Origin of the sequence: Pseudomonas danubii, from assembly GCF_042980055.1 — a bacterium.
Taxonomy (GTDB): Bacteria; Pseudomonadota; Gammaproteobacteria; order Pseudomonadales; family Pseudomonadaceae; genus Aquipseudomonas; species Aquipseudomonas danubii.
Map to the genome: position 1 here is coordinate 1,961,973 of NZ_CP116502.1, position 18,871 is coordinate 1,980,843.

General features: G+C 65.4%; 19 protein-coding genes. 4 read left to right on the top strand and 15 right to left on the bottom strand.

Annotated elements, in window-relative coordinates:
* Nucleotides 1-128: 128 nt before the first annotated feature.
* The 10 genes from PFZ56_RS09090 to cbiE form a co-directional block, all read right to left on the bottom strand.
* Nucleotides 129-1,511, bottom strand: coding sequence for a PepSY domain-containing protein (locus tag PFZ56_RS09090; RefSeq protein ID WP_170001563.1), 1,383 nt, complete (start codon nt 1,509-1,511; stop codon nt 129-131).
* A gap of 99 nt (nt 1,512-1,610) precedes the next feature.
* Nucleotides 1,611-3,743, bottom strand: coding sequence for a TonB-dependent copper receptor (locus tag PFZ56_RS09095; RefSeq protein ID WP_110650898.1), 2,133 nt, complete (start codon nt 3,741-3,743; stop codon nt 1,611-1,613).
* An 88-nt stretch (nt 3,744-3,831) separates the two neighbouring features.
* Nucleotides 3,832-4,185: a DUF2946 domain-containing protein gene (locus tag PFZ56_RS09100; RefSeq protein WP_222933604.1), complete on the bottom strand. Its 354-nt coding sequence runs from the start codon at nt 4,183-4,185 to the stop codon at nt 3,832-3,834.
* Nucleotides 4,186-4,296: 111 nt separating this feature from the next.
* Nucleotides 4,297-4,791 carry a copper chaperone PCu(A)C gene (locus PFZ56_RS09105; protein WP_394304631.1) on the bottom strand — a complete coding sequence of 165 codons (495 nt, stop codon included), beginning with the start codon at nt 4,789-4,791 and terminating at the stop codon, nt 4,297-4,299.
* Between the two features lie 49 nt (nt 4,792-4,840).
* Nucleotides 4,841-5,239 (bottom strand): DUF2946 domain-containing protein, encoded by a 399-nt coding sequence (locus tag PFZ56_RS09110; RefSeq protein ID WP_110650894.1) that lies wholly within the window; start codon nt 5,237-5,239, stop codon nt 4,841-4,843.
* 99 nt (nt 5,240-5,338) lie between these two features.
* On the bottom strand, nt 5,339-5,629 hold the full coding sequence (locus PFZ56_RS09115) for an addiction module antidote protein (protein ID WP_102881959.1): 291 nt from the start codon (nt 5,627-5,629) through the stop codon (nt 5,339-5,341).
* A gap of 3 nt (nt 5,630-5,632) precedes the next feature.
* Nucleotides 5,633-5,935: a type II toxin-antitoxin system RelE/ParE family toxin gene (locus PFZ56_RS09120; RefSeq protein ID WP_123391220.1), complete on the bottom strand. Its 303-nt coding sequence runs from the start codon at nt 5,933-5,935 to the stop codon at nt 5,633-5,635.
* 182 nt (nt 5,936-6,117) lie between these two features.
* Nucleotides 6,118-6,846 (bottom strand): cobalt-precorrin-6A reductase, encoded by a 729-nt coding sequence (locus PFZ56_RS09125; protein ID WP_170001561.1) that lies wholly within the window; start codon nt 6,844-6,846, stop codon nt 6,118-6,120.
* Complete coding sequence (locus tag PFZ56_RS09130; RefSeq protein ID WP_102862980.1) at nt 6,843-7,940, bottom strand: cobalt-precorrin-5B (C(1))-methyltransferase; 1,098 nt, start codon at nt 7,938-7,940, stop codon at nt 6,843-6,845. The genes PFZ56_RS09125 and PFZ56_RS09130 overlap by 4 nt, the downstream gene beginning before the upstream one ends.
* A gap of 93 nt (nt 7,941-8,033) precedes the next feature.
* Nucleotides 8,034-9,248: a precorrin-6y C5,15-methyltransferase (decarboxylating) subunit CbiE gene (cbiE, locus tag PFZ56_RS09135; RefSeq protein ID WP_102881955.1), complete on the bottom strand. Its 1,215-nt coding sequence runs from the start codon at nt 9,246-9,248 to the stop codon at nt 8,034-8,036.
* 131 nt (nt 9,249-9,379) lie between these two features.
* On the opposite strand from cbiE, the gene cobG reads away from it, so the two are divergent.
* The 4 genes from cobG to cobJ are packed head-to-tail and all read left to right on the top strand — an operon-like array spanning nt 9,380 to nt 13,764.
* Nucleotides 9,380-10,693 (top strand): precorrin-3B synthase, encoded by a 1,314-nt coding sequence (cobG, locus tag PFZ56_RS09140; protein WP_170001560.1) that lies wholly within the window; start codon nt 9,380-9,382, stop codon nt 10,691-10,693.
* Nucleotides 10,686-11,312 carry a precorrin-8X methylmutase gene (locus PFZ56_RS09145; protein ID WP_102862983.1) on the top strand — a complete coding sequence of 209 codons (627 nt, stop codon included), beginning with the start codon at nt 10,686-10,688 and terminating at the stop codon, nt 11,310-11,312. The genes cobG and PFZ56_RS09145 overlap by 8 nt, the downstream gene beginning before the upstream one ends.
* Nucleotides 11,312-12,043 carry a precorrin-2 C(20)-methyltransferase gene (locus PFZ56_RS09150; RefSeq protein WP_102862984.1) on the top strand — a complete coding sequence of 244 codons (732 nt, stop codon included), beginning with the start codon at nt 11,312-11,314 and terminating at the stop codon, nt 12,041-12,043. The genes PFZ56_RS09145 and PFZ56_RS09150 overlap by 1 nt, the downstream gene beginning before the upstream one ends.
* A complete protein-coding gene (gene cobJ / locus PFZ56_RS09155; protein WP_170001559.1) occupies nt 12,043-13,764 on the top strand; it encodes a precorrin-3B C(17)-methyltransferase in 1,722 nt (573 codons plus the stop codon). The genes PFZ56_RS09150 and cobJ overlap by 1 nt, the downstream gene beginning before the upstream one ends.
* Nucleotides 13,765-13,818: 54 nt before the next feature.
* Here the strand turns inward: cobJ and PFZ56_RS09160 are convergent, their stop codons facing one another.
* The 5 genes from PFZ56_RS09160 to PFZ56_RS09180 all read right to left on the bottom strand — a co-directional run bounded on the left by PFZ56_RS09160 (nt 13,819) and on the right by PFZ56_RS09180 (nt 18,813).
* Nucleotides 13,819-14,292 (bottom strand): SMI1/KNR4 family protein, encoded by a 474-nt coding sequence (locus PFZ56_RS09160; protein ID WP_170001558.1) that lies wholly within the window; start codon nt 14,290-14,292, stop codon nt 13,819-13,821.
* On the bottom strand, nt 14,289-14,834 hold the full coding sequence (locus PFZ56_RS09165) for a CPCC family cysteine-rich protein (protein ID WP_170001557.1): 546 nt from the start codon (nt 14,832-14,834) through the stop codon (nt 14,289-14,291). The genes PFZ56_RS09160 and PFZ56_RS09165 overlap by 4 nt, the downstream gene beginning before the upstream one ends.
* Nucleotides 14,835-14,857: 23 nt before the next feature.
* The gene (locus PFZ56_RS09170; RefSeq protein ID WP_170001556.1) at nt 14,858-15,310 is read right to left on the bottom strand and encodes a hypothetical protein; all 453 of its coding nucleotides are present in this window, start codon (nt 15,308-15,310) and stop codon (nt 14,858-14,860) included.
* A 56-nt stretch (nt 15,311-15,366) separates the two neighbouring features.
* Nucleotides 15,367-15,963 (bottom strand): MarC family protein, encoded by a 597-nt coding sequence (locus PFZ56_RS09175; RefSeq protein ID WP_003171467.1) that lies wholly within the window; start codon nt 15,961-15,963, stop codon nt 15,367-15,369.
* A gap of 63 nt (nt 15,964-16,026) precedes the next feature.
* Nucleotides 16,027-18,813, bottom strand: a complete 2,787-nt coding sequence (locus tag PFZ56_RS09180) for a hybrid sensor histidine kinase/response regulator (RefSeq protein ID WP_110650877.1) — start codon at nt 18,811-18,813, stop codon at nt 16,027-16,029.
* Nucleotides 18,814-18,871: the final 58 nt, after the last annotated feature.

Here is an 18,871-nt window from a genome sequence, read left to right on the forward strand (position 1 = left end):
GGGGTGCCCGCAGTGGGGGACTGCGGGCAGGGATCTTACACTTTAGCGTTATAAAGTAACATTATAACTGTGCATGGCTAAGGCGCCGAGATTCTACAGAGCCCTCTGGAACGCGCATCTCGGCTGATTCATGTTGAAGATGAAGCAGATTCAGGCCCGCGGTTGAAGCGTGAAAGCAGCAGGCGATCGAGCAACCACACCCCAATCAGCGAGGCTCCAACCAAAGGAAATGCCAAGGCCAGCAGCGCCATGATCAGCATCGCGGTTTTCCATTTCGGCAGGTCGTGGCGCAGCGGGGGCACGCCGAGTCGGCCCTGGGGACGACGCTGCCACCACATGACGATGCCGCTCACGGCGCTGAGCAGGATCATCAGGCACACCACCAGCACCAGGATCTGGTTGACGCGGCCGAACATCTTGCCTTCATGCAGCATCACCCCAACCTCCGTGGCCCGGGCCACGTTGCTGTACTGCTGCCAGCGCACGTCGGCCAGGACTTTGCCGCTGTATTGGTCGACATGCAGGGTGGCATCGTTGCGCGGATCGTCGGCGAACACGGCGATGGTGAACACGCCAGTGGCGGTCTTCGGCAAGGTGATGCTGTAGCCCGGTTCGACCTGGCGCTCGCGGGCGATGTCCTGCACCGCTTGCAGGCTGATGGACGGGGCTGCCGGCGCCGTGTCCGCGGCGTTGTGGGCCATGTGCTCGGCGTGGTCGCCGGACATCGGCATCGGGGTGTTTTCCACCGCCCAGGGCACGGTCTGGCGCGTGGCGCTGTTGAGCTCCCGGGCATGCTGGTCGGAAGTCGGCACGTCGTTCCACATGGCCGCCGGGAAGCGGTTCCACAGGTCGGCGTACTGCTTGCCCCAGAAGCCGGTCCAGGTCATGCCGCTGAGCAGCATCAGCAGCAGGAATGCCGCGCCCCAGAAGCCCAGCACACTGTGCAGGTCGCGCCAGAACGGCCTGCCGCGGACGCTGAAACGCGGCCACAGCACGCCCGCCGACGACTTGCCCCGTGGCCACCACAGGTACAGGCCGGACACCACCAGGACAATGCCCCAGCCAGCGGCCAGTTCCACCAGTCGGTCACCGACGATGCCGATCATCAGCTCACCGTGAATGGCCCGGGCCACGGCCTGCAGGTTGGCCTTGGCATCCTGCTCGCCGAGCACATCGCCGTGGTAGGGGTCGATGAAGACATTCAGCTCCTGACCCTTGTCCTGCACCACGAACTGCGCGCTGCGCTCGGCATCAATCGGTGGCAGGTACTGCTTGATATGGCCCTGGGGGTAGGCCGATTGCACCCTGTGCAGCAAGTCGTCGGCACTCAGCAGGTGATGACCGGCGGGCACCTTGAGCAGGCTGGGGTACATCAACGGGTCCAGTTGTGGCTTGAACAGGTAGATGATGCCGGTCAGGGCCAGCATCACCATGAAAGGGGCCACGAACAGCCCGGCGTAGAAATGCCAGCGCCAGGCCAGGTTGTAGAAAGACACTTTGGGTCGGTTCATCGGGGCACGCTCCGCAGGGCAGTGAATCTTTTCTTATAGGGGCTGTTCGCTGGCACCCCAGCTCCTGCGGTGAGGAGCCGGCGTGCCGGCGAAGGCGGATCAGAAGCTCAGGTCGACCTTGGTCCAGAGGGTGCGCCCCGGCTCCTTGATCGCCTGGGGATCACTGGCCGGGTAGCCGAAGCCGGCGTTGCCCGCCAGGTTCAGGTGTTCGGCGTAGGCCTTGCCGAACAGGTTGTCGACCCCGGTGCTGAGCTTGAGGTTCTTGGTGACCCGGTAGGCGCCGTTGAGGGAGAACACGCCGAAGCCACCGCTCTTGCCGAAGTCCTTGCCGACCACGTTGCCCTTGTTCAGGTCGACGCGGTTTTGTGCTGCCACCACTCGCCACAAGGCCCCGGCGCTCCAGTCGTCCTCGCTGTAGGTCAGGCCGAAGCGCGCGTCCAGCGGCGGCATCTGCGGCAGGGCCTTGCCGTCGCTGCTGTTCTTGCCCCAGGCGTAGGCCAGGGTCGCATCGGCTTTCCAGTTGGAGGTCAGCTTGTAGGCCGCACCCAGTTCGCCGCCCATGATCCGTGCGTCGATGTTCTCGGCCCGAGAGGTGCTCATGCCGCCCATGGCAGGACTGTAGTCGAAGAGGATGTAGTCGCGTACCTGGCCGATATAGCCCGAGGCCCAGGCTTCCAGATCCTCGCTCTGGTATTGCAGGCCGAAGTCCAGTTGGGTGGTCTTTTCCGGCTTGATCGAATCGAAGGCGTTCACTGAGCCCGCCGGGCCCATTTTCGGCGAGAACAGCTCCCAGTAGTCGGGGAAGCGCTGAGTGTGGCCAAGGCCGACGTAGAGCGTGGTCGGGCTGTCGGCCAGGTCATGCTCGTAGCGCACGAAGCCGCTGGGCAGGGTATCGGCCCGGGTATCGCCGGCAGTGGGGTTGGGCCGGCTCATCATTCCCGAGCCGATGCTCTGCCGGTAGTCCTTGGCCGAAGCACGGTCGAGGCGGGCCCCGGTGATCAGGCGGTCGCGCTCGGCGGCGTACCAGGTCAGTTCGCCAAAGGCGCCGTAGTTGTGGAAGTCGGCGTCCTTGGTACGGGGCAGTTGCTTGTAGGTATCCACGCCGTTGCTGGCCCGAGTGCGGTGTTCGTTGGTCTGGGCATCCAGGCCGCCGATCAACTGCAGGTCGGCCCAGCGCCAGGTGGCCTTGATCCGCGCACCGAGGGTGCGACGGTCGACATTGGAGGCCATGGGGCCGGCCATCATGCCGGTGCCGGACGGGGTACGCAGGCTGTAGTTGTCCATCACGTGGTCGGCGTAGTTGTAGTAGACCTGGGCCTCGACCTTGTCCAGGACTTCGCCGATGTTGGACTTTTCGAAACGCAGGCCCAGGCTTTCGCGCTTGAACTGCGAGCCGTCCATGCCGCGGCCGGCGTAGCGGGCTTCGCCGTCGCCCTTGCCGGCGGTGAGCTCCAGCAGGGTGTCGGCGTCCGGGGTCCAGCCCAGGGCCACGTCACCGTTCCACTTGTCGTAGCGCGAGGCCACGGTGTCGTTGTTGCCGTCCTTGTAGTCGTCGGCGTGGGCGGTGTTGCCGATCACCCGCACATACCCCAGGGGGCCACCGGCGGCAGCATCCAGGGTCTTGTCGAAGCGGCCATTGGAGCCCGCCAGCAGGCTGGCGTTGACCCGCGTGCCGAGTTCGCCGAAGTGTTCCGGCTCACGCTCGAACAGCACGGTGCCGGCCGAGGCGCCGGGGCCCCAGAGCACGGTTTGCGGGCCCTTGATCACGGTCAGGCGATCATAGGTTTCCGGAGAGATGTAGGAGGTCGGTGCATCCATGCGGCCGGGGCAGGCGCCGAGCATCATGCCGCCGTTGGTGAGGATGTTCAGGCGCGAGCCGAACATGCCCCGCAGTACCGGGTCGCCGTTGGTGCCGCCATTGCGTACCAGGGCGAAGCCGGGAATGGTCTTCAGGTAGTCGCCGCCGTCACTGGCCGGGACCGGTTGGCGCGGGTCCTTGGGATTGGTGACCACGGTCAGCGGCGAGCTGGGGGCGATGGCGGTGATCACCGTCGGACTCAATTGCGTGCCGTGTCGGGAGTGGTCCGTCGGGGCCTCGTCGGCCAGGGCCAGGGGGGTCAGCAGCACGCCGCAAAGCACCGCCAGGGCATGGTTGAAACGCAGGCGCGACGGGTTCAGGGCAAAGGGCTTGGATGGCTGGGCAGCGCCCAGGCGAGTGTCAGCAGAAAACATAGATGTTCCATCGATCGGTCTTGAATGACACGGCCGCAACTACGCGGCTGTCGCAATGACAGTCGGCCGTGTGAGATGAGCAGGGGACTCAGACGAGGATCGGCGGGGCGCGGGTCAGTGCGCCGGGGAACACGGTCTGCCGGGCGTGGCCCAGGCGCGTGGCGGGGATCAGGAAATGCTGTGTGGGCGGCGCGGACAGAGCGGCGAACGACAGCCCCGAAGGCAGTGCCGGGCAATTGAACAGCAGGCTGCAATAGCCGCATTTTTCCCAGAGTACGTGTTGTTCGCCCTGGGACTTGCCCGGTTGGGCGTGATGCGGGCTTTCACCGTGACAGCCGGGCGCGCCGTCGCCCATGTCCATGGAGACGGACATGTTCATCGGCATCGCGTGATCCATCGGCATCGACTGAGAAATCAGCGGGCCGATAAAGATCATCAGCATGGCGAACAGGCTGATCCAGCTGCCGCGGCGCACTCCCGGGGAGTTGCGACGCGGCGCGGACCGCCTGCGGCCAGGCGCGTGCGGGGTGTTCACGGTAACGAGCCGGTCAGCTTAGTGAGCGTGCTTGGACTCGTGCATGGCGGCCGGTGGCTGCTTCTGTACGGCCACTTCGACGGTGACGTCGCCGGCCTTTTCAAAGTGCAGGGTCAGCGGGAAGCGCTTGCCGTCGCTGAGCAGGCTGCGGTCTTTGAGCTCCATCAGCATCACGTGGTAGCCCATGGGGGCGAAGGTCACCTCACCGCCGGCGGGCACCGCAACCTTGGCCACTTGCTGCATCTTCATCATGTCGCCTTGCATGACGTGTTCATGCAGTTCGGCCCGGCCAGAGATCGGCGAGTCGACACTGAGCAGGGTGTCGGCGTTCTTACCTGGGTTGTGCACCACGAAGTAAGCCGCGACGGTCGGCGCGTTCGGCGGCAGCTCCTGCGACCAGGGATGGGCGATCTGCAACTCACCGGTCTTGTAGTCGTGAGCGGTGGCGAAACAGGCGGGCAGCAGCAGTGCGGCAATAAGCAGGGATTGCTTGATCAGGGACGGTTTGGACATGACGGTTCTCCAGAACGATTCAAAAACGCAGATCACTTGCGAAAGGGAATCATGCCAGAGGCGGTGCACCGGGGTTCAGGCTGGGCCATTGCTGGCGCAGGGTGAGCATTGCGATCTTCGGTTGCGGCGCGCCCGGCTGGACGGCGAAACGAATGAAATTCAGCTGGGGCACATGACCGGGCAGGGCCACCAGCGGCGCCGAGCCTGAGCAGCACCAGCAGTGCTGCATGTTCGAGTGCTCGTCGTTCTGCGGGGCTTTCTGTTCAAGCTTGCCCAGGGAAGTGGCCACCATTTTGGTGCCGCTGGAAGAGCAGAAGCTGCCCCACAGCAGTTGTTCGTCCAGCCCCGAATCGTTGCGTTGCATGGCCCCGGAAAGCGGCATGGCAAGCATGTTGAACAGCACTGCGAAGCAGGCGATCCAGGCAAATGCGAGCCGTTGTCGGGACATGGGGACGATCCGTCGGTTGAGCGATCAGGCGGGTATTTAGCCTGATCGCTGTGGATAAGTAAAAAAGCAGCGTATGCGGTGTGGTGTCGCAGTGCCAGTTCAGGCCGGGCTGACGTGGAGCTTGAGTCCCAGTGCCTTCATGACCTTGATGATAGTCGCGAATTCGGGATTGCCCTGGCTGCCCAGGGCCTTGTACAGGCTCTCGCGACCCAGGCCGGTGTCGCGGGCCACCTGGGTCATGCCCCGGGCGCGGGCGATGTCGTTGAGGGCGGCGCGGATCAGCTTGCCGTCGCCGGCATCTTCCTCGAAGCAGGCGTCGAGGTAGGCCACCATGTCTTCCGGGGTCTTGAGGTACTCTGCCGCGTCGAAGCGGGTCACTGGGGTACGCATGTTTCAGCCCTCGCTCTTGAGGTCATGGGCCAGTTGCCTGGCGCGTTGGATATCGCGTCTCTGGGTGCCCTTGTCGCCGCCGATCAGCAACAGGTAGATCACGGTGTCCCGGCGCGAGAAGTACACCCGGTAGCCGGGGCCGCGATGGATGCGCATTTCATAGACACCTTCGCCCACCGGTTCGCAGTCGCCGAATCGGCCCAGTTGCGCCGCCCTGATCCGGGCCAGCACGCGGGTTTTTCCCTGGGGATCTTTTAGGCGTAGCAGCCAGTGGGTGAACGCCTGAGTCTGCTCAAAGACGAACATGGCGACTGTATTCCTTGGGATACGGGCTGGCAAGTCATTTGCCAGACTGAAGTCGATTGGCGCGACGACTGGCCATTGATGAGCCGGTCGCCACTGAATCGTTCCAAGGAGGCTAAAGCACTGTCTTATCGATTGCTGCCAGGGGAATCCCAAGAGTCTGTGGGGCTTGGCGCCTTTGTCTGTCAGGCGTGAGACAGCTGCCCCAGGGCACTCAACACCTCGGCCACGCTGGCAAAGTGGCGGTCGACCTCGGGCAGCTCGGGACGCTTGAGCACCAGCACCGGTATGCCCCGCTCGCGGGCCACTTCCAGCTTGGGTTCGGTGGCGCTGCTGCCACTGTTCTTGCTGATCAGCACATCGATCTGCCGACGCTCGAACAGCGCTCGTTCGTCCTCGATCAGGAACGGCCCGCGGGCCCCGATCACTTCACAGCGCGGGTTGCCCGGGCAGGCGTCTAGGGCGCGCAGGGTCCAGAACTGGCCGGCAGGAATCTCATCCAGATGCTGCAAGGGTTCGCGACCCAGGGTGAACAAGGGCCGCTTGAAGGGTTTCAAGGCCTGCACCAAGTGCGGCCAGTCGGTTATTTCGCGCCAGTCATCCCCGGGCTGCGGTTGCCAGGCCGGACGTCGTAAGGCCCAGCAGGCAACCCCGGCCAGTTGCGCGGCGGCCTGTGCATTGGCGCTGATCTGCGCCGCGTAAGGGTGGGTGGCATCCAGCAGCAGGCCGATGCGCTCTTGGCGGATAAAGCGGGCCAGGCCCTCGGCACCGCCATAGCCGCCGACCCGTACCTGGCAGTTCAGGTCGGTGGGCACCCGTCCGACTCCGGCCAGGCTGTAGATATGTGTTGGGCCCAGGGTGCGGGCGATGGCCAGGGCTTCGGTGACCCCGCCCAGCAGCAGAATACGGGTCATGACAAGACTCCGGCGTGGCCAACGATGCCGCCCTGGCGATCGATGGCGAAGACTTCCACCTGAACCTGGGCCGGCACCACGCTGCGGGCGAAGTCCAGGGCGTGCTGGCACACCGCGTCGCCGAGGGCGATCCCCGCGGCGCTGGCCATGGCCAGGGCCTGCTGGCTGGTATTGGCCTCGCGGATGGCCTGTTGCAGCGCCGGGTCGGCACCCACCGCGGCGGCCCAGCGCGCCAGTTGTGGCAGGTCGATGCTGGAATGGCGGCTGTGCAGGTCCATGTGTCCGGCGGCCAGTTTGCTGATCTTGCCGAAGCCGCCGCACAGGCTGAGTTTATCCACAGGCACTTTGCGCAGGTGCTTGAGCACTGCGCCGACGAAGTCGCCCATTTCGATCAGGGCGATTTCCGGCAGTTCGTAGACCCGGCGCATGGTGTCTTCGCTGGCGTTGCCGGTGCAGGCGGCGATGTGCAGGTAGCCATTGGTCTTGGCCACATCGATGCCCTGGTGGATCGAGGCGATATAGGCCGCGCAGGAGAAGGGCCGGACAATGCCGCTGGTGCCCAGGATCGACAGCCCGCCGAGAATCCCCAGGCGGGGGTTCATGGTTTTCAGGGCCAGTTCCGCTCCGCCCTCGACGTTCACCGTGACTTCGAACCCGCCGGGGTAGGCCTGTTCCTCGGCGAGCCGTTGCAGGTGTTCGCTGATCATCCGGCGCGGCACGGGATTGATCGCCGGCTCACCCACTGCCAGCACCAGCCCGGGGCGGGTCACGGTGCCCACGCCTTGGCCGGCGATAAAGCGGATTCCCGGCTCGGGAGTCAGGCGCACCTGGGAGTAGAGCAGGGCGCCGTGGGTCACGTCCGGGTCGTCGCCGGCATCCTTGAGGGTTCCGGCCTCGGCGCCGTCGTGGGTGCGGCGACAGAACTCCAGGCGCATCTGTACCTGTTTACCCTTGGGCAGGACGATATCCACCGCGTCCGCATTGACGCCCCCCAAAAGCAGGCGAGCGGCGGCCAGGCTGGTGGCCGTGGCGCAGCTGCCGGTGGTCAGGCCGCTGCGCAGGGGCGCGGGTTGTTCCGCTGTTTCCTCACGCATGCCCTTGCCCCCTTAGGAGCGAGCTTGCTCGCGAAGGGCGCGCTGCGGTCTCTTTGCTGGACGCTTTTGCGGGCAAGCCCGCTCCTGCAAGGTTCATGGCAGGTCCCGGGGCTTGTGCAGCTCCAGCAGGGTGATCGGCAGGGCCTGGCGCCAGGTGTCGAACTCCCCCAGGGGCTGGGCCTGGGCGATATGGATGCGGGTCAGTTCACCGCCGTACTGGTCGCGCCAGTGCATCAGGGTCATTTCACTTTGCAGGGTCACCGCGTTGGCCACCAGGCGCCCACCGGGCTTGAGCTGCTCCCAGCAAGTCTGCAACACGCCTTCGCGGGTCACCCCACCACCGATGAACACCGCATCCGGACGCTCCAGTCCGGCCAGGGCCTGGGGCGCGCTGCCGCGAATCAGTTGCAGCCCGGGCACCCCGAGCACGTCGCGGTTGTGTTCGATCAACTGCTGGCGGCCGTCATCGGCTTCGATGGCCAGGGCCCGGCAACTGGGGTGGGCCCGCATCCATTCAATACCGATGGAACCGCTGCCGGCCCCCACATCCCAGAGCAGTTCACCGGGCACCGGGGCCAGGCGGGCCAGGGTGATGGCGCGCACGTCCCGCTTGGTCAACTGGCCGTCATGGCGGAAGGCCGAGTCCGGCAGGCCAGCCAGACGGGACAGTTGCGGCGTATCGGCCGCCGCCCGGCATTCGATGGCCAGCAGGTTGAGGTCGGCGATCGATGGATCGCTCCATTGATTGGCAGTGCTGTCCAGGCGTCGCTCCAAGGGCCCGCCCAAGTGCTCCAGTACCGTGATCCGGCTCGGGCCGAAGCCGCGCTCGCGCAGCAGTCCGGCGATGGCCGCCGGGCTGTGGCGGTCATTGCTCAGCACCAGCAGGCGCACGCCGCTGAACAGTTGGGCGTTGAGCGCGGCAATCGGGCGTGCCACCACCGACAGCGTGACCACCTCTTGCAGGGCCCAGCCCAGGCGGGCGGCGGCCAGGGAATAGGAGGAAGGAAAGGGCAGTACCTGCAGCTCATCGGCCGGCAGTTGCCGGGCCAGGCTGGCCCCTACGCCGAACAGCATTGGATCGCCGCTGGCCAGCACGCAGACGGGCGTGCCGCGTTGGCTCAGCACCGGCTCCAGCGAGAACGGACTGGGCCACAACTGGCGTTCGCCACGGATGCACGCCGGCAGCAGATCCAGCTGGCGCTGGCCGCCGACGATCCGCGAAGCGCCCAGCAGGGCATGGCGGGCGTTCCTGCCCAGGCCCTTGAAGCCGTCTTCACCGATTCCCACTACTGTCAGCCAGGGCGACATCTATATTCCTCAAACCTAAGGTTCCGACCGGCAGGCTTTTCATGCCTTCGGACAAAGCAGGCATAATACCGCGCCTTCGTTGACGAAGCGCTTTTCCCACACTGCCGGTCGCCCCTTTGAACGAACGTCCTATGTCCACCGCCATCCGCCCCTCGGCCTGCCCGGGGTTGCTGCGCATTGTCCCGGCGCTGGACGGCGGCATCTGCCGGATCAAGCTGGCGGGCGGCGTCATCAGTGCAGCTCAGGCAGCGGCGGTGGCCGAGGCGGCGCAGGCTTATGCCGGCGGTGTGATCGAGGCCACCAACCGCGCCAACCTGCAGATTCGCGGGATCGGCGCCGAGCACCAGGCATTGATCGACAAACTGCTGGCGGCCGGCCTGGGACCGACCACAGCCGCCGGCGACGATGTGCGCAACCTGATGCTCAGCCCCGGCGCCGGCATCGACCGGCAATTGCTGATGGACACCCGGCCCCTGGCCGGGCAGATCCTCGAGACCTTGCAGAGCCACTCGCGCTTCCATGAACTGTCGGCCAAGTTCGCCGTGCAGCTCGATGGCGGCGAAGCCCTGGCCATGCTCGAACATCATCACGATCTGTGGCTGGCCGCCTTGGTGCGGGAGGGGCAGTTGCTGTTGGCCTTTGGCTTGGCGGGCAGCCCTGTGGATAAACCCTTGGCGGCAGTGCCCCAGGAACTGGGCCATGAACTGCTGGTGGCGGTGCTGGAGCTGTTTCTCGAGCTGGCCACGCCCGAGCAGACGCGGATGCGCCACCTGTTGGCGCAGGTGCCGGTGGCGGATTTTCTTGCCCAACTGAACCTGCGCCTGAGCCGGCCCTTGTTGAGTATCGACGGCTGGCAGCGTCCGGCCTCGGTCCCAGGGCTGCACCTGGGAACTTATCCACAGCGTGAACGCGGACAGGTCTATGTCGGTGCGGTTGCGCCCCTGGGGCGCCTTGATCCCTTCATGCTCAAGGGCGCTGCGCAACTGGCCGAACAGTACGGCGACGCCAGCCTGCGCTTCACACCCTGGCAGAGCCTGCTGCTGCCCGGCATTGCCCCGGCGGATGCTCCCGGGGTCACGGCACGTCTGGGCCAATTGGGCCTGTTGTGCAGCCCTGAACAATCCCTGGCCCACCTGATTGCCTGTACCGGCTCCAGTGGCTGCGGCAAAGCCCTGGCCGACACCAAGGGCGATGCGCTGAAGTTGGCAGCCCTGCTCCAGGGCCATGGCCGTCAGCAGGCGGTGCATTTGTCGGCCTGCTCCCGTTCCTGCGCCGCCGCCCATGTGGCGCCGGCCACCCTGCTGGCGACGGCCCCAGGGCGTTACGACTTGTATCTACGCGATGCAGCGCAGCCGGGTTTCGGCGCACTGCACGCACGCAACCTTTCTATTGAAGCGGCAGAGGCACTGCTTGATGCCCGCCCACGGAGCCACCTAGATGATTGATTACATCCGCGACGGTCAGGAGATCTATCGCAACTCCTTCGCGATCATCCGCGAAGAAGCCAAGCTGGATCGCATTCCCGCCGACCTGGAAAAACTCGCGGTACGGGTGATCCACGCCTGCGGCATGGTCGAGGCCATCGATGGCCTGCAATTCTCCGCGGGCGCCGGCAAGGCCGGGCGTGATGCCCTGGCCGCCGGGGCACCGATCCTCTGCGATGCACGGATGGTCTCTGAAGGCATTACCCGGGCACGCTTGCCGGCCAACAACAAAGTGATCTGCACCCTGCGTGATGACAGCGTCCCGGAGTTGGCCCGAGAGCTGGGCAACACTCGCTCGGCGGCGGCTCTGGAGCTCTGGCGTCCGCACCTGGAAGGCAGCGTGGTGGTGATCGGCAATGCGCCCACCGCCCTGTTCTACCTCCTGGAAATGCTCGACGCCGGCGCGCCGAAACCGGCGCTGATCCTCGGCTTCCCGGTGGGCTTCGTCGGCGCCGCCGAATCCAAGGCGATGCTCGCCGCCGACAGCCGCGGCGTGCCCTTTGTGATCATGCAGGGTCGCCTGGGCGGTAGCGCCATGGCCGCCGCCGCTGTCAACGCCTTGGCCACGGAGATCGAATGATGCAGCAACCTGGACGTTTGATCGGCCTTGGCGTGGGTCCTGGTGATCCGGAGCTGATTACCCTGAAGGCCCTGCGCCTGCTGCGCGAGTCGCCGGTGGTGGCCTACTTCGTGGCCAAGGGCAAGAAAGGCAACGCCTTCGGCATCATCGAAGGGCACCTGCAACAGGCCCAGACCCTGCTGCCGCTGGTGTACCCGGTGACCACCGAAGTGCTGCCGGCGCCGCTGTCCTACGAGCAAGTGATCAGCGATTTCTACGACAGCGCCAGCCAGGAGCTGGCGCTGCATCTGGATGCCGGTCGGGATGTGGCGGTGATCTGCGAAGGCGACCCGTTCTTCTACGGTTCCTACATGTACCTGCACGATCGTCTGGCCGAGCGTTACCAGGCCGAAGTGGTGCCCGGGGTGTGCTCGATGCTGGGCGGCGCGTCGGTACTGGGCGCGCCGCTGGTGTATCGCAACCAGAGCCTGTCGGTGCTTTCGGGCGTGCTGCCCCATGACGAGCTCAAGCGGCGTCTGGCGGACGCCGACGCGGCGGTGGTGATGAAGCTGGGGCGCAATTTCCCCAAGGTGCGCCAGGTCCTGGAAGAGCTGGGGCTGGCGCAGCGTGCGCTGTACGTCGAGCGCGCCACCATGGCCAACCAGAAGATCGTGCCGCTGGATGACGTGGAGCCGATGTCCTCGCCGTACTTCTCGCTGATCATCGTGCCCGGCGAAAGGTGGCAAGGCTGATGGCCCGTTCAATTCCGGCCATCGTCATCCTTGGCCAAGGCAGTCTCGACACCGCACGGCAGATCCAGCGGCTGTATCCCGATTCGTTGATCCACGGTCTGGCGGAACGGGTCGAAGGCGCTGATCGGATCTACCACGAATTCGGCGCCACCCTGCGCCAGCTGTATCAACAGGACACGCCCATCATCGCCCTGTGCGCGGCCGGGATCGTGATCCGCACCCTGGCCCCGCTGCTGCTGGAAAAAGGCGCCGAACCGCCGGTGCTGGCAGTGGCCGAAGACGGCAGCGCCGTGGTGCCGCTGCTGGGGGGGCTGGGCGGCGTCAACGTCATGGCCCGGGAAATCGCCGCGGGCCTTGGCGTGGCTGCGGCCATTACCACCAGTGGCGAACTGCGCTTCGGCACCTGCCTGCTCAACCCGCCCAGCGGTTATGCCCTGGGCGACCTGGAGCTGGGCAAGCGTTTCGTTTCCGACCTGCTGGGGGGCGAAAGCGTGCGCATCGAAGGCGCCGCGCCCTGGCTGGCCGCGGCCAAGCTGCCCGAGAACGATCAGGCCCGCCTGACCATCCGGGTCGGCTCTGCCGAGCGCGAGCCGGCGGCCAATGAGCTGCTGATCTACCCCCGCAGCGTCCTGGTCGCTTGCCGTAGCGGCCAGCTTGCTGGCGAAAGCGATACCAGCCTCGCTACCCATATCCGTCAGGCCCTGCATCAGGCGCGCATCGCCGTGCAGTCCGTCGCCTGCCTGCTGGCGGCCGACAGTGACATGGCTGACCGCGCCCTGCATCAGGCGGCTGCGCAACTGGGTGTGCCGCTGCGTTTCCTGCCGGCCGCCGGCAGTGTCGTCGAACTGGCACAGCAAGCCGTGCCGCAATTGCTGCCGCCGCTGAAGGTGGGGGACGACATCGCCATCGCCGTGGCCAGCCAGCCCCTGGACCCTGAGCGGATCGGTCGTCCCCGCGGACGCCTGGCAGTCATCGGCCTCGGTCCTGGTGCTGCCGAACTCATGGTGCCGGCGGTGAAAGCCGAACTGGCCCGGGCCAACGACATCCTCGGTTATGAAACCTACGTGCGCATGGCCGGCCCGTTCCGCGCCGATCAGGTGATGCACTGCACTGACAACCGCGAAGAAATGCAGCGCGCCCGGCACGCCTTCGAACTGGCGGCCCAGGGCCGTTCGGTGGTGGTGGTGTCGTCCGGTGATCCGGGGGTGTTTGCCATGGCCGCGGCGGTCCTGGAAGCCCTGCACGAATCCAGCGATCCGGCCTGGCATCGTGTCGACCTGGAGATCCTCCCGGGCGTCTCCGCCTCACTGGCCACCGCCGCCCAGGCCGGCGCGCCGCTGGGTCATGACTTCTGCGTGCTGTCGCTGTCCGACAACCTCAAGCCCTGGGACATCATCGAGAAGCGCCTCGATCTCGCCTCCCAGGCCGATCTGGCCCTGGCCTTCTACAACCCGATCTCCCGTTCCCGACCCTGGCAACTGGGCCGGGCCCTGGAGATCGTGCGCCAGCACCGCACGCCGCAAACCCCGGTGGTGCTGGGGCGCGACATTGGCCGTCCGGGCCAGACCTTGCGGGTGATCACCCTGGGCGAGCTGACCCCGGAGCAGGTGGACATGCGCACCATGGTGCTGGTGGGCTCTTCCACCACCTGCGTCTTCCCCCGGGCCGAGGGGGGCGAGTGGGTCTACACGCCGCGCTGGTACGGCAATAAACCCTTGTAGGAGCCGGCTTGCCGGCGAAGGCGCTCGTAAGATCGCCATCGCCGGCAGCGGCTTCTAGCGCGTAGGGTCCTCATCCTCATCCTCATCCTTGTCCTTGTCCGTGGCGGTCAGCAGCCAGGTGATGAATTCGAAGAAGCTGGCCCATCTGGCGGGAATGCGGCCGGCGATAAAAGCTTCCCTGTCGCCCAGGTCGAAATCCCAGACGCCACCGCTGTCCTTGTCCAGCAAGTAGCCGCCTTGACCTTGCAGTGAGGTGAAGGCGATGAAGTTCTTGGGCAACTCCCAGACTTCATGAATGAACTCGGTGCTCATCAGGATTTCATCACTGGGCCCGTCGATGTTCATCAGCGCTCCGTAGCTCACTCGGTCTAAGAAGTCGGCGGGGTGACAGGTCAGGTAGATCTGCGCGAACTCGCTGTCCAGGGCAATCCCCAATGTTGCCAGCGCTCGGGTGACCTCGGCGGTGTCGGGGCGCGTGCGGAAGCGGGGCTGGGCTTCGATCAGGGCGATCAACTGCGGGGGAATCATGGGTGCTCCTTGCTGATGTGTGGCCACTTATCCAAGGGCAGGCGGCCCTGCTGCTGGGCAAAGTGTTCCCGGGCCTGGCCCAGGGTTTTGTGGTTGGGTCCGCTCAGCACATCCAGCGCCTGGCTGCCGTCGTCCTCCCAATGGCAGAGGTCGCAGATCTGGTAGTCGCCCCGCGCCGTGAGGGTTCGATAACCGCAGCAGGGACAGGCCTCAAGGTACTCGATGTCCGCGCTGACGGCGTAGTCGCCCAGCCCGGCTTCACGCAGGCAGCGCCTCAGGTACAGCTGGGTCACGCCACGATACTCGGCGCGCAGGGCGACCAGCAGCAGGGCGTCGTAGCGCGGGTCTTGCGCATCGTCCGGGGGCTCCGGTTGCGAGATGAGCTGTTGCTGCAGGTCGGGTGGCAGTGTCGCGAATTCAAGGTTGTCGCTGTCGATCCCCCACCAGTCCAGGAGCAGGGAAGCCCGAGCGGCGAGGTCGAGGCCGGGCAGCCTGTGTGTGCTCAGGAGGTCGATGGCGGCGGTGGCGCTCAGTTTTTTCATTGGGCTCGGTGTGGGCGGGCGGTTCATGGCCAGACCAGGGTCAACTGATCGGGGCGCTCGACAGGGACCCGCACGGTGACGCCGGAGGTCGACTCGGCATGGATCTGCTGGTCGTGGATCTCGACTCGGCAGAAGGGATTGGTTTCGCTGAGGACAAGCAGCCAGATCAGTGCATCCGTGTCCTTTTCCAGCAAGGCCAGGAAGCCGTCGCCGCCGTGCCCGGCGGTCTCACCGCACTGGGCATGAAAGGGCTGCGGGCCTTCGGTGGCAAACCCCAGGGTGGTGACGAAATCAGGTTCATCCCTGCCTGGGAAGTCCAGGGCCGGCATCCAGACTTTGTTGCTCAGCCGGGGATGTTCGTAGGGCAGGTCGAACAGGCAGTAGAACCCGCTGTTGAGGACCAGGGTGTTTTCCCGGGGGAAGTACCCGGCCTGCCATTGTTCCTGGATAAAGGCCGTGTCGGCGCTGTAGGGCATGGTGCGGTTCCTGCTCCTGCTGGGAAGGTTTCCTACAGGTTCGAGACCTGGCGAACCTAAGGGACCAGGTAACCCCTTACCCCGGTAAAGATGATCTGCGCCGCCAGGGCACAGACGAACAGTCCCATCAGCCGGCTGACGATCTGCAAGCCTTGGTCGCCAAGGATGCGCTCGATGCGGTTGGACAGGTACAGCACCACGCCCACGGTGAGGCTGGCCAGGGCGATGCTGAGAATGGCGGTGAGCTTGTCGTCCCAGTGGGGCTGGCTGACCCCCATCACCAGCAGGGCGCCGATGGTGCCCGGGCCTACGGTCAGGGGAATGGTCAGCGGCACGATGGTCACGTCCTGTTGCACGTTGTCGGTCTGTACAGCCGACTTGCCCTGGGCCATGCCCAGGGCCGAGATGAACAGCACGCTGCCGGCACCGATGCGGAAGGCGTCCACGGTGATGCCGAACACGCTGAAGATCACCCGCCCGAACAGGTACAGCAAGACGCTGGAAACCAGGGTGGCCAGGGCGACTTTCCAGGCCAGGCGTCGGCGCTCCTTGGAGGAGTAGCCGCGGGTCAGGCTGATGAAGCATGAGAGGACGAAGAACGGGCTATAGAGCACCAGCATCTTCAGGTAAACGCTGAACAGCACGTGGAGCATGGCGGGAGCTCACGACTAGGGAGGGCGAGCCAGAGTTTAACAGGCGCCGCGCAGGCTGTCGGCTCAACTGGTGTGCGCGGTGCTGCGCTCGCGCAGGTCGCGCTGGGTGACCCAGTGTTCCACCAGCTCGCGCAGTTGCGACAACTCCACCGGCTTGGCCATGTGCCCGTCCATGCCGGCCTGGCGCGCGCGCTCCTTGTGCTCGGCGAGGATGTGCGCGGTCAGCGCCACCACCGGGGTGCGCACCCGCTGGTTGCCGACTTCCCAGGCCCGCAACTGCTGGGTGGCGGAGAAACCGTCGAGCACCGGCATTTCGCAGTCCATGAGCACCAGGTCGTAGCGCTTGGCCTTCATTGCCTGCAAGGCCTCTTCGCCGTTGCTGGCGGTGTCGGGCTGCAGATTGAGCTTGCCCAGCATGCCGCGGATGACCTTGGTGGAGATGCTGTTGTCTTCGGCCACCAGGATGCTGAAGTCGCTGGGAACGGTGATCGGCGCCGGACCCGGTGCCGGGTTCAGGGGCATGTTGTAGGGCGCGGCGGGGGCCTTGTCGCGTTGGCTGAGCTCGTCGGCCAGAGTGGTCTTGAGGGTGTAGCCGGCCACCGGCTTGGCGAGGATGCGCTTGATCCCGGCATTGCGCGCAATCACCTTGCTTGGCGCGTTGCTGATGCCGGTGAGCATGATCAGCAGGATGTCGTGGTTCAGGCTCGGGTCTTCCTTGATCTTCGCCGCCAGCTGCATGCCGGTCATGCCGGGCATGTTCTGGTCCAGCAGCACCACGTCGAAGTAGTCCCGCAGGTGCGCCTTGGTCCGCAGCAGGGCCAGGGCTTCCTTGCCCGAAGGCACGGCGCTGACGTTCAGGCCCCAGGCGCTGCATTGCTGCACCAGCACCTTGCGGCAGGTGTCGTTATCGTCCACCACCAGCACCCGCGCGCCCTGCAAGGGGCCGTCGAGGTCGGCGGTGGGATGTTCCAGGCGCTCGGCGTCCAGGGGCAGGGTCAGCCACAGGGTGCTGCCCTGGTTGGTGCCGCTCTTGATGCCGAATTCGCCGTGCATCAGCAGGATCAACTGGCGGGCGATCACCAGCCCCAGGTTGCCCCCCAGGCGGGTGGTGGCGAGGAAGTTCTTGCTGTGCAGTTCGGTGTGCAGCAGCGCTTCGCGCTCCTCGGTATCCATGGGCTGGCCGCTGTCTTGTACGGCAATGCGCAGGCGCGGTTTGCTGCTGCGCTCGTCGAGGGCGACGACGATCAGCACTTCGCCTTCGTCGGTCTTCTTCAGGGCGTTTTCCAACAGGCTCAGCAGGGCCTGGCGCAGGCGCGTCGGGTCGCCGCTGATGACCCGCGGCACCTGGGGCTGGATGAAACTGATCAGCTCGACGTTCTGCTGTTCGGCCTTGGCCCGGAAGATACTCAGGCAATCCTCGATCAGGGCGTTGAGGTCGAACTGCACGTCGTCCAGTTCGATCTGCCCGGACTCCAGCTTGGAGATGTCGAGGATCTCGTTGATCAGGGTCAGCAGCTCGTTGCCGGCACTGTGAATGGTCTGCACATAATCACGCTGCTTGACCGACAGCGGGGTGCCCAGCAGTAACTCGGTCATGCCCAGCACACCGTTCATCGGCGTACGGATCTCGTGGCTGATCTTGGCCAGGAACTCGGCCTTGGCATTGATCTCGGCGGTGCTGGCGGCCAGGTCGCGGCTGACACTGAAGCGGTTCTCGGTGATGTTGCGCTGGCGTTCGCCCAAGGCAATGCTCATCAGCAACCCGGCGATGCACACCACGCTCAGCAGGGTGACGATCAACCCTTGCGGCGCTACCAGGGTCAGGCCCAGCAGCGCCGGGAGAATCACCAGGGTGCCGAGGTTGAAAATCACCATGGCGGTGACGAACAGCCGGGCCGGACGATAGCCCTGGTGCCAGTGGTAGGCGCCAACGAACAGCATGCTCAGGCCGGCCAGGGCCACCAGGCCGTAGGTGATGATGTTCAGCGGCAGGGTGTTGACGAACAGCAGCAACAGACCGAACAGGCCGATCAGCAGAATATTGCCCAGCAGCAAGCGGTTCAGCGGGTGCGGGCCCAGTGGAGCGAAGAAGCGGTAGGCGAACATCATCCCGCAGGGCGCGGTCAGCAGCAGGGCCACGTAGGCGCCCGGTGTCTGCAACGCTTGCCAGTCCGGTAGCCAGGGACCGAGCAGGTTCAGCAGCATCAACAGGCTGAGGGTCAGCAGGCCTTCACAGGCTGCCAGCCACAGGCTGCTGCGTGAACGGGTGTAGGCGAAGCGGGTGAGGTTGTGCAGGATCAGCATCGCCAGGCAGCCGAACAACAGGCCGTAGATCAGCGTCTGGCTCTGGTCGGCGGCGCCCATCACAGCCGATTGCAGGGTGATGTAGGGACGCAGTTCATGTTCGGACACCAGGCGCAGATAGACGTCCAGCGGCTTGGCACTTTGCGGCAGTGGCAGCATGAAGTCGCTGCTGGGCAAAGGCTTTTGGGCTTGCGACTGGCTGGCGCCGGTGTTCACTTGTTCGATCAGCTTGTCGCCGTCGAGCACGTAGAGATTCAGGTGGGACAGGTCGGGGGCGAAGATCCGCAGGATCTGCTCGTGGGTTCCCGGTTGGAGCTTGAAGCGCAACCACAGGGCGCCGTCGGGTTCGGCTGCGGTCAGCTTGTCCAGTTCGATGGGGCTGAATTGGTTGGTGTAGCGCGGGGAGCGGATATCACTGAGCTGCAGGTCGGCCTGTTCGTCGAGCAAAACCGCCCAGCCACTGCCTTGAGCGGCCAGGGCCGGATTCAAGCAGAGCAAGGTCAGCAATGTGACGGTGAAGCCTAGGGCGGTCCTGAGCCAGCGCACGGCGAAATCCCTTCATTGGTTGATGCCTGATTATAACTATGCGCGGCGTGATCACCGC

What these genes read in the sequence shown, in the direction of transcription:
- PFZ56_RS09125 (WP_170001561.1), bottom strand. Translation starts at nt 6,846, where the DNA reads ATGACCCGTATTCTGCTGCTGGGCGGGGTCACCGAAGCCCTGGCCATC.
- PFZ56_RS09130 (WP_102862980.1), bottom strand. Translation starts at nt 7,940, where the DNA reads ATGCGTGAGGAAACAGCGGAACAACCCGCGCCCCTGCGCAGCGGCCTG.
- PFZ56_RS09120 (WP_123391220.1), bottom strand. Translation starts at nt 5,935, where the DNA reads ATGTTCGTCTTTGAGCAGACTCAGGCGTTCACCCACTGGCTGCTACGC.
- cbiE (WP_102881955.1), bottom strand. Translation starts at nt 9,248, where the DNA reads ATGTCGCCCTGGCTGACAGTAGTGGGAATCGGTGAAGACGGCTTCAAG.
- PFZ56_RS09115 (WP_102881959.1), bottom strand. Translation starts at nt 5,629, where the DNA reads ATGCGTACCCCAGTGACCCGCTTCGACGCGGCAGAGTACCTCAAGACC.
- PFZ56_RS09110 (WP_110650894.1), bottom strand. Translation starts at nt 5,239, where the DNA reads ATGTCCCGACAACGGCTCGCATTTGCCTGGATCGCCTGCTTCGCAGTG.
- cobJ (WP_170001559.1), top strand. Translation starts at nt 12,043, where the DNA reads ATGGCCCGTTCAATTCCGGCCATCGTCATCCTTGGCCAAGGCAGTCTC.
- PFZ56_RS09150 (WP_102862984.1), top strand. Translation starts at nt 11,312, where the DNA reads ATGCAGCAACCTGGACGTTTGATCGGCCTTGGCGTGGGTCCTGGTGAT.
- PFZ56_RS09160 (WP_170001558.1), bottom strand. Translation starts at nt 14,292, where the DNA reads ATGATTCCCCCGCAGTTGATCGCCCTGATCGAAGCCCAGCCCCGCTTC.
- PFZ56_RS09090 (WP_170001563.1), bottom strand. Translation starts at nt 1,511, where the DNA reads ATGAACCGACCCAAAGTGTCTTTCTACAACCTGGCCTGGCGCTGGCAT.
- PFZ56_RS09165 (WP_170001557.1), bottom strand. Translation starts at nt 14,834, where the DNA reads ATGAAAAAACTGAGCGCCACCGCCGCCATCGACCTCCTGAGCACACAC.
- PFZ56_RS09100 (WP_222933604.1), bottom strand. Translation starts at nt 4,185, where the DNA reads ATGCTGATGATCTTTATCGGCCCGCTGATTTCTCAGTCGATGCCGATG.
- PFZ56_RS09095 (WP_110650898.1), bottom strand. Translation starts at nt 3,743, where the DNA reads ATGTTTTCTGCTGACACTCGCCTGGGCGCTGCCCAGCCATCCAAGCCC.
- PFZ56_RS09175 (WP_003171467.1), bottom strand. Translation starts at nt 15,963, where the DNA reads ATGCTCCACGTGCTGTTCAGCGTTTACCTGAAGATGCTGGTGCTCTAT.
- PFZ56_RS09170 (WP_170001556.1), bottom strand. Translation starts at nt 15,310, where the DNA reads ATGCCCTACAGCGCCGACACGGCCTTTATCCAGGAACAATGGCAGGCC.
- PFZ56_RS09105 (WP_394304631.1), bottom strand. Translation starts at nt 4,791, where the DNA reads ATGTCCAAACCGTCCCTGATCAAGCAATCCCTGCTTATTGCCGCACTG.
- cobG (WP_170001560.1), top strand. Translation starts at nt 9,380, where the DNA reads ATGTCCACCGCCATCCGCCCCTCGGCCTGCCCGGGGTTGCTGCGCATT.
- PFZ56_RS09145 (WP_102862983.1), top strand. Translation starts at nt 10,686, where the DNA reads ATGATTGATTACATCCGCGACGGTCAGGAGATCTATCGCAACTCCTTC.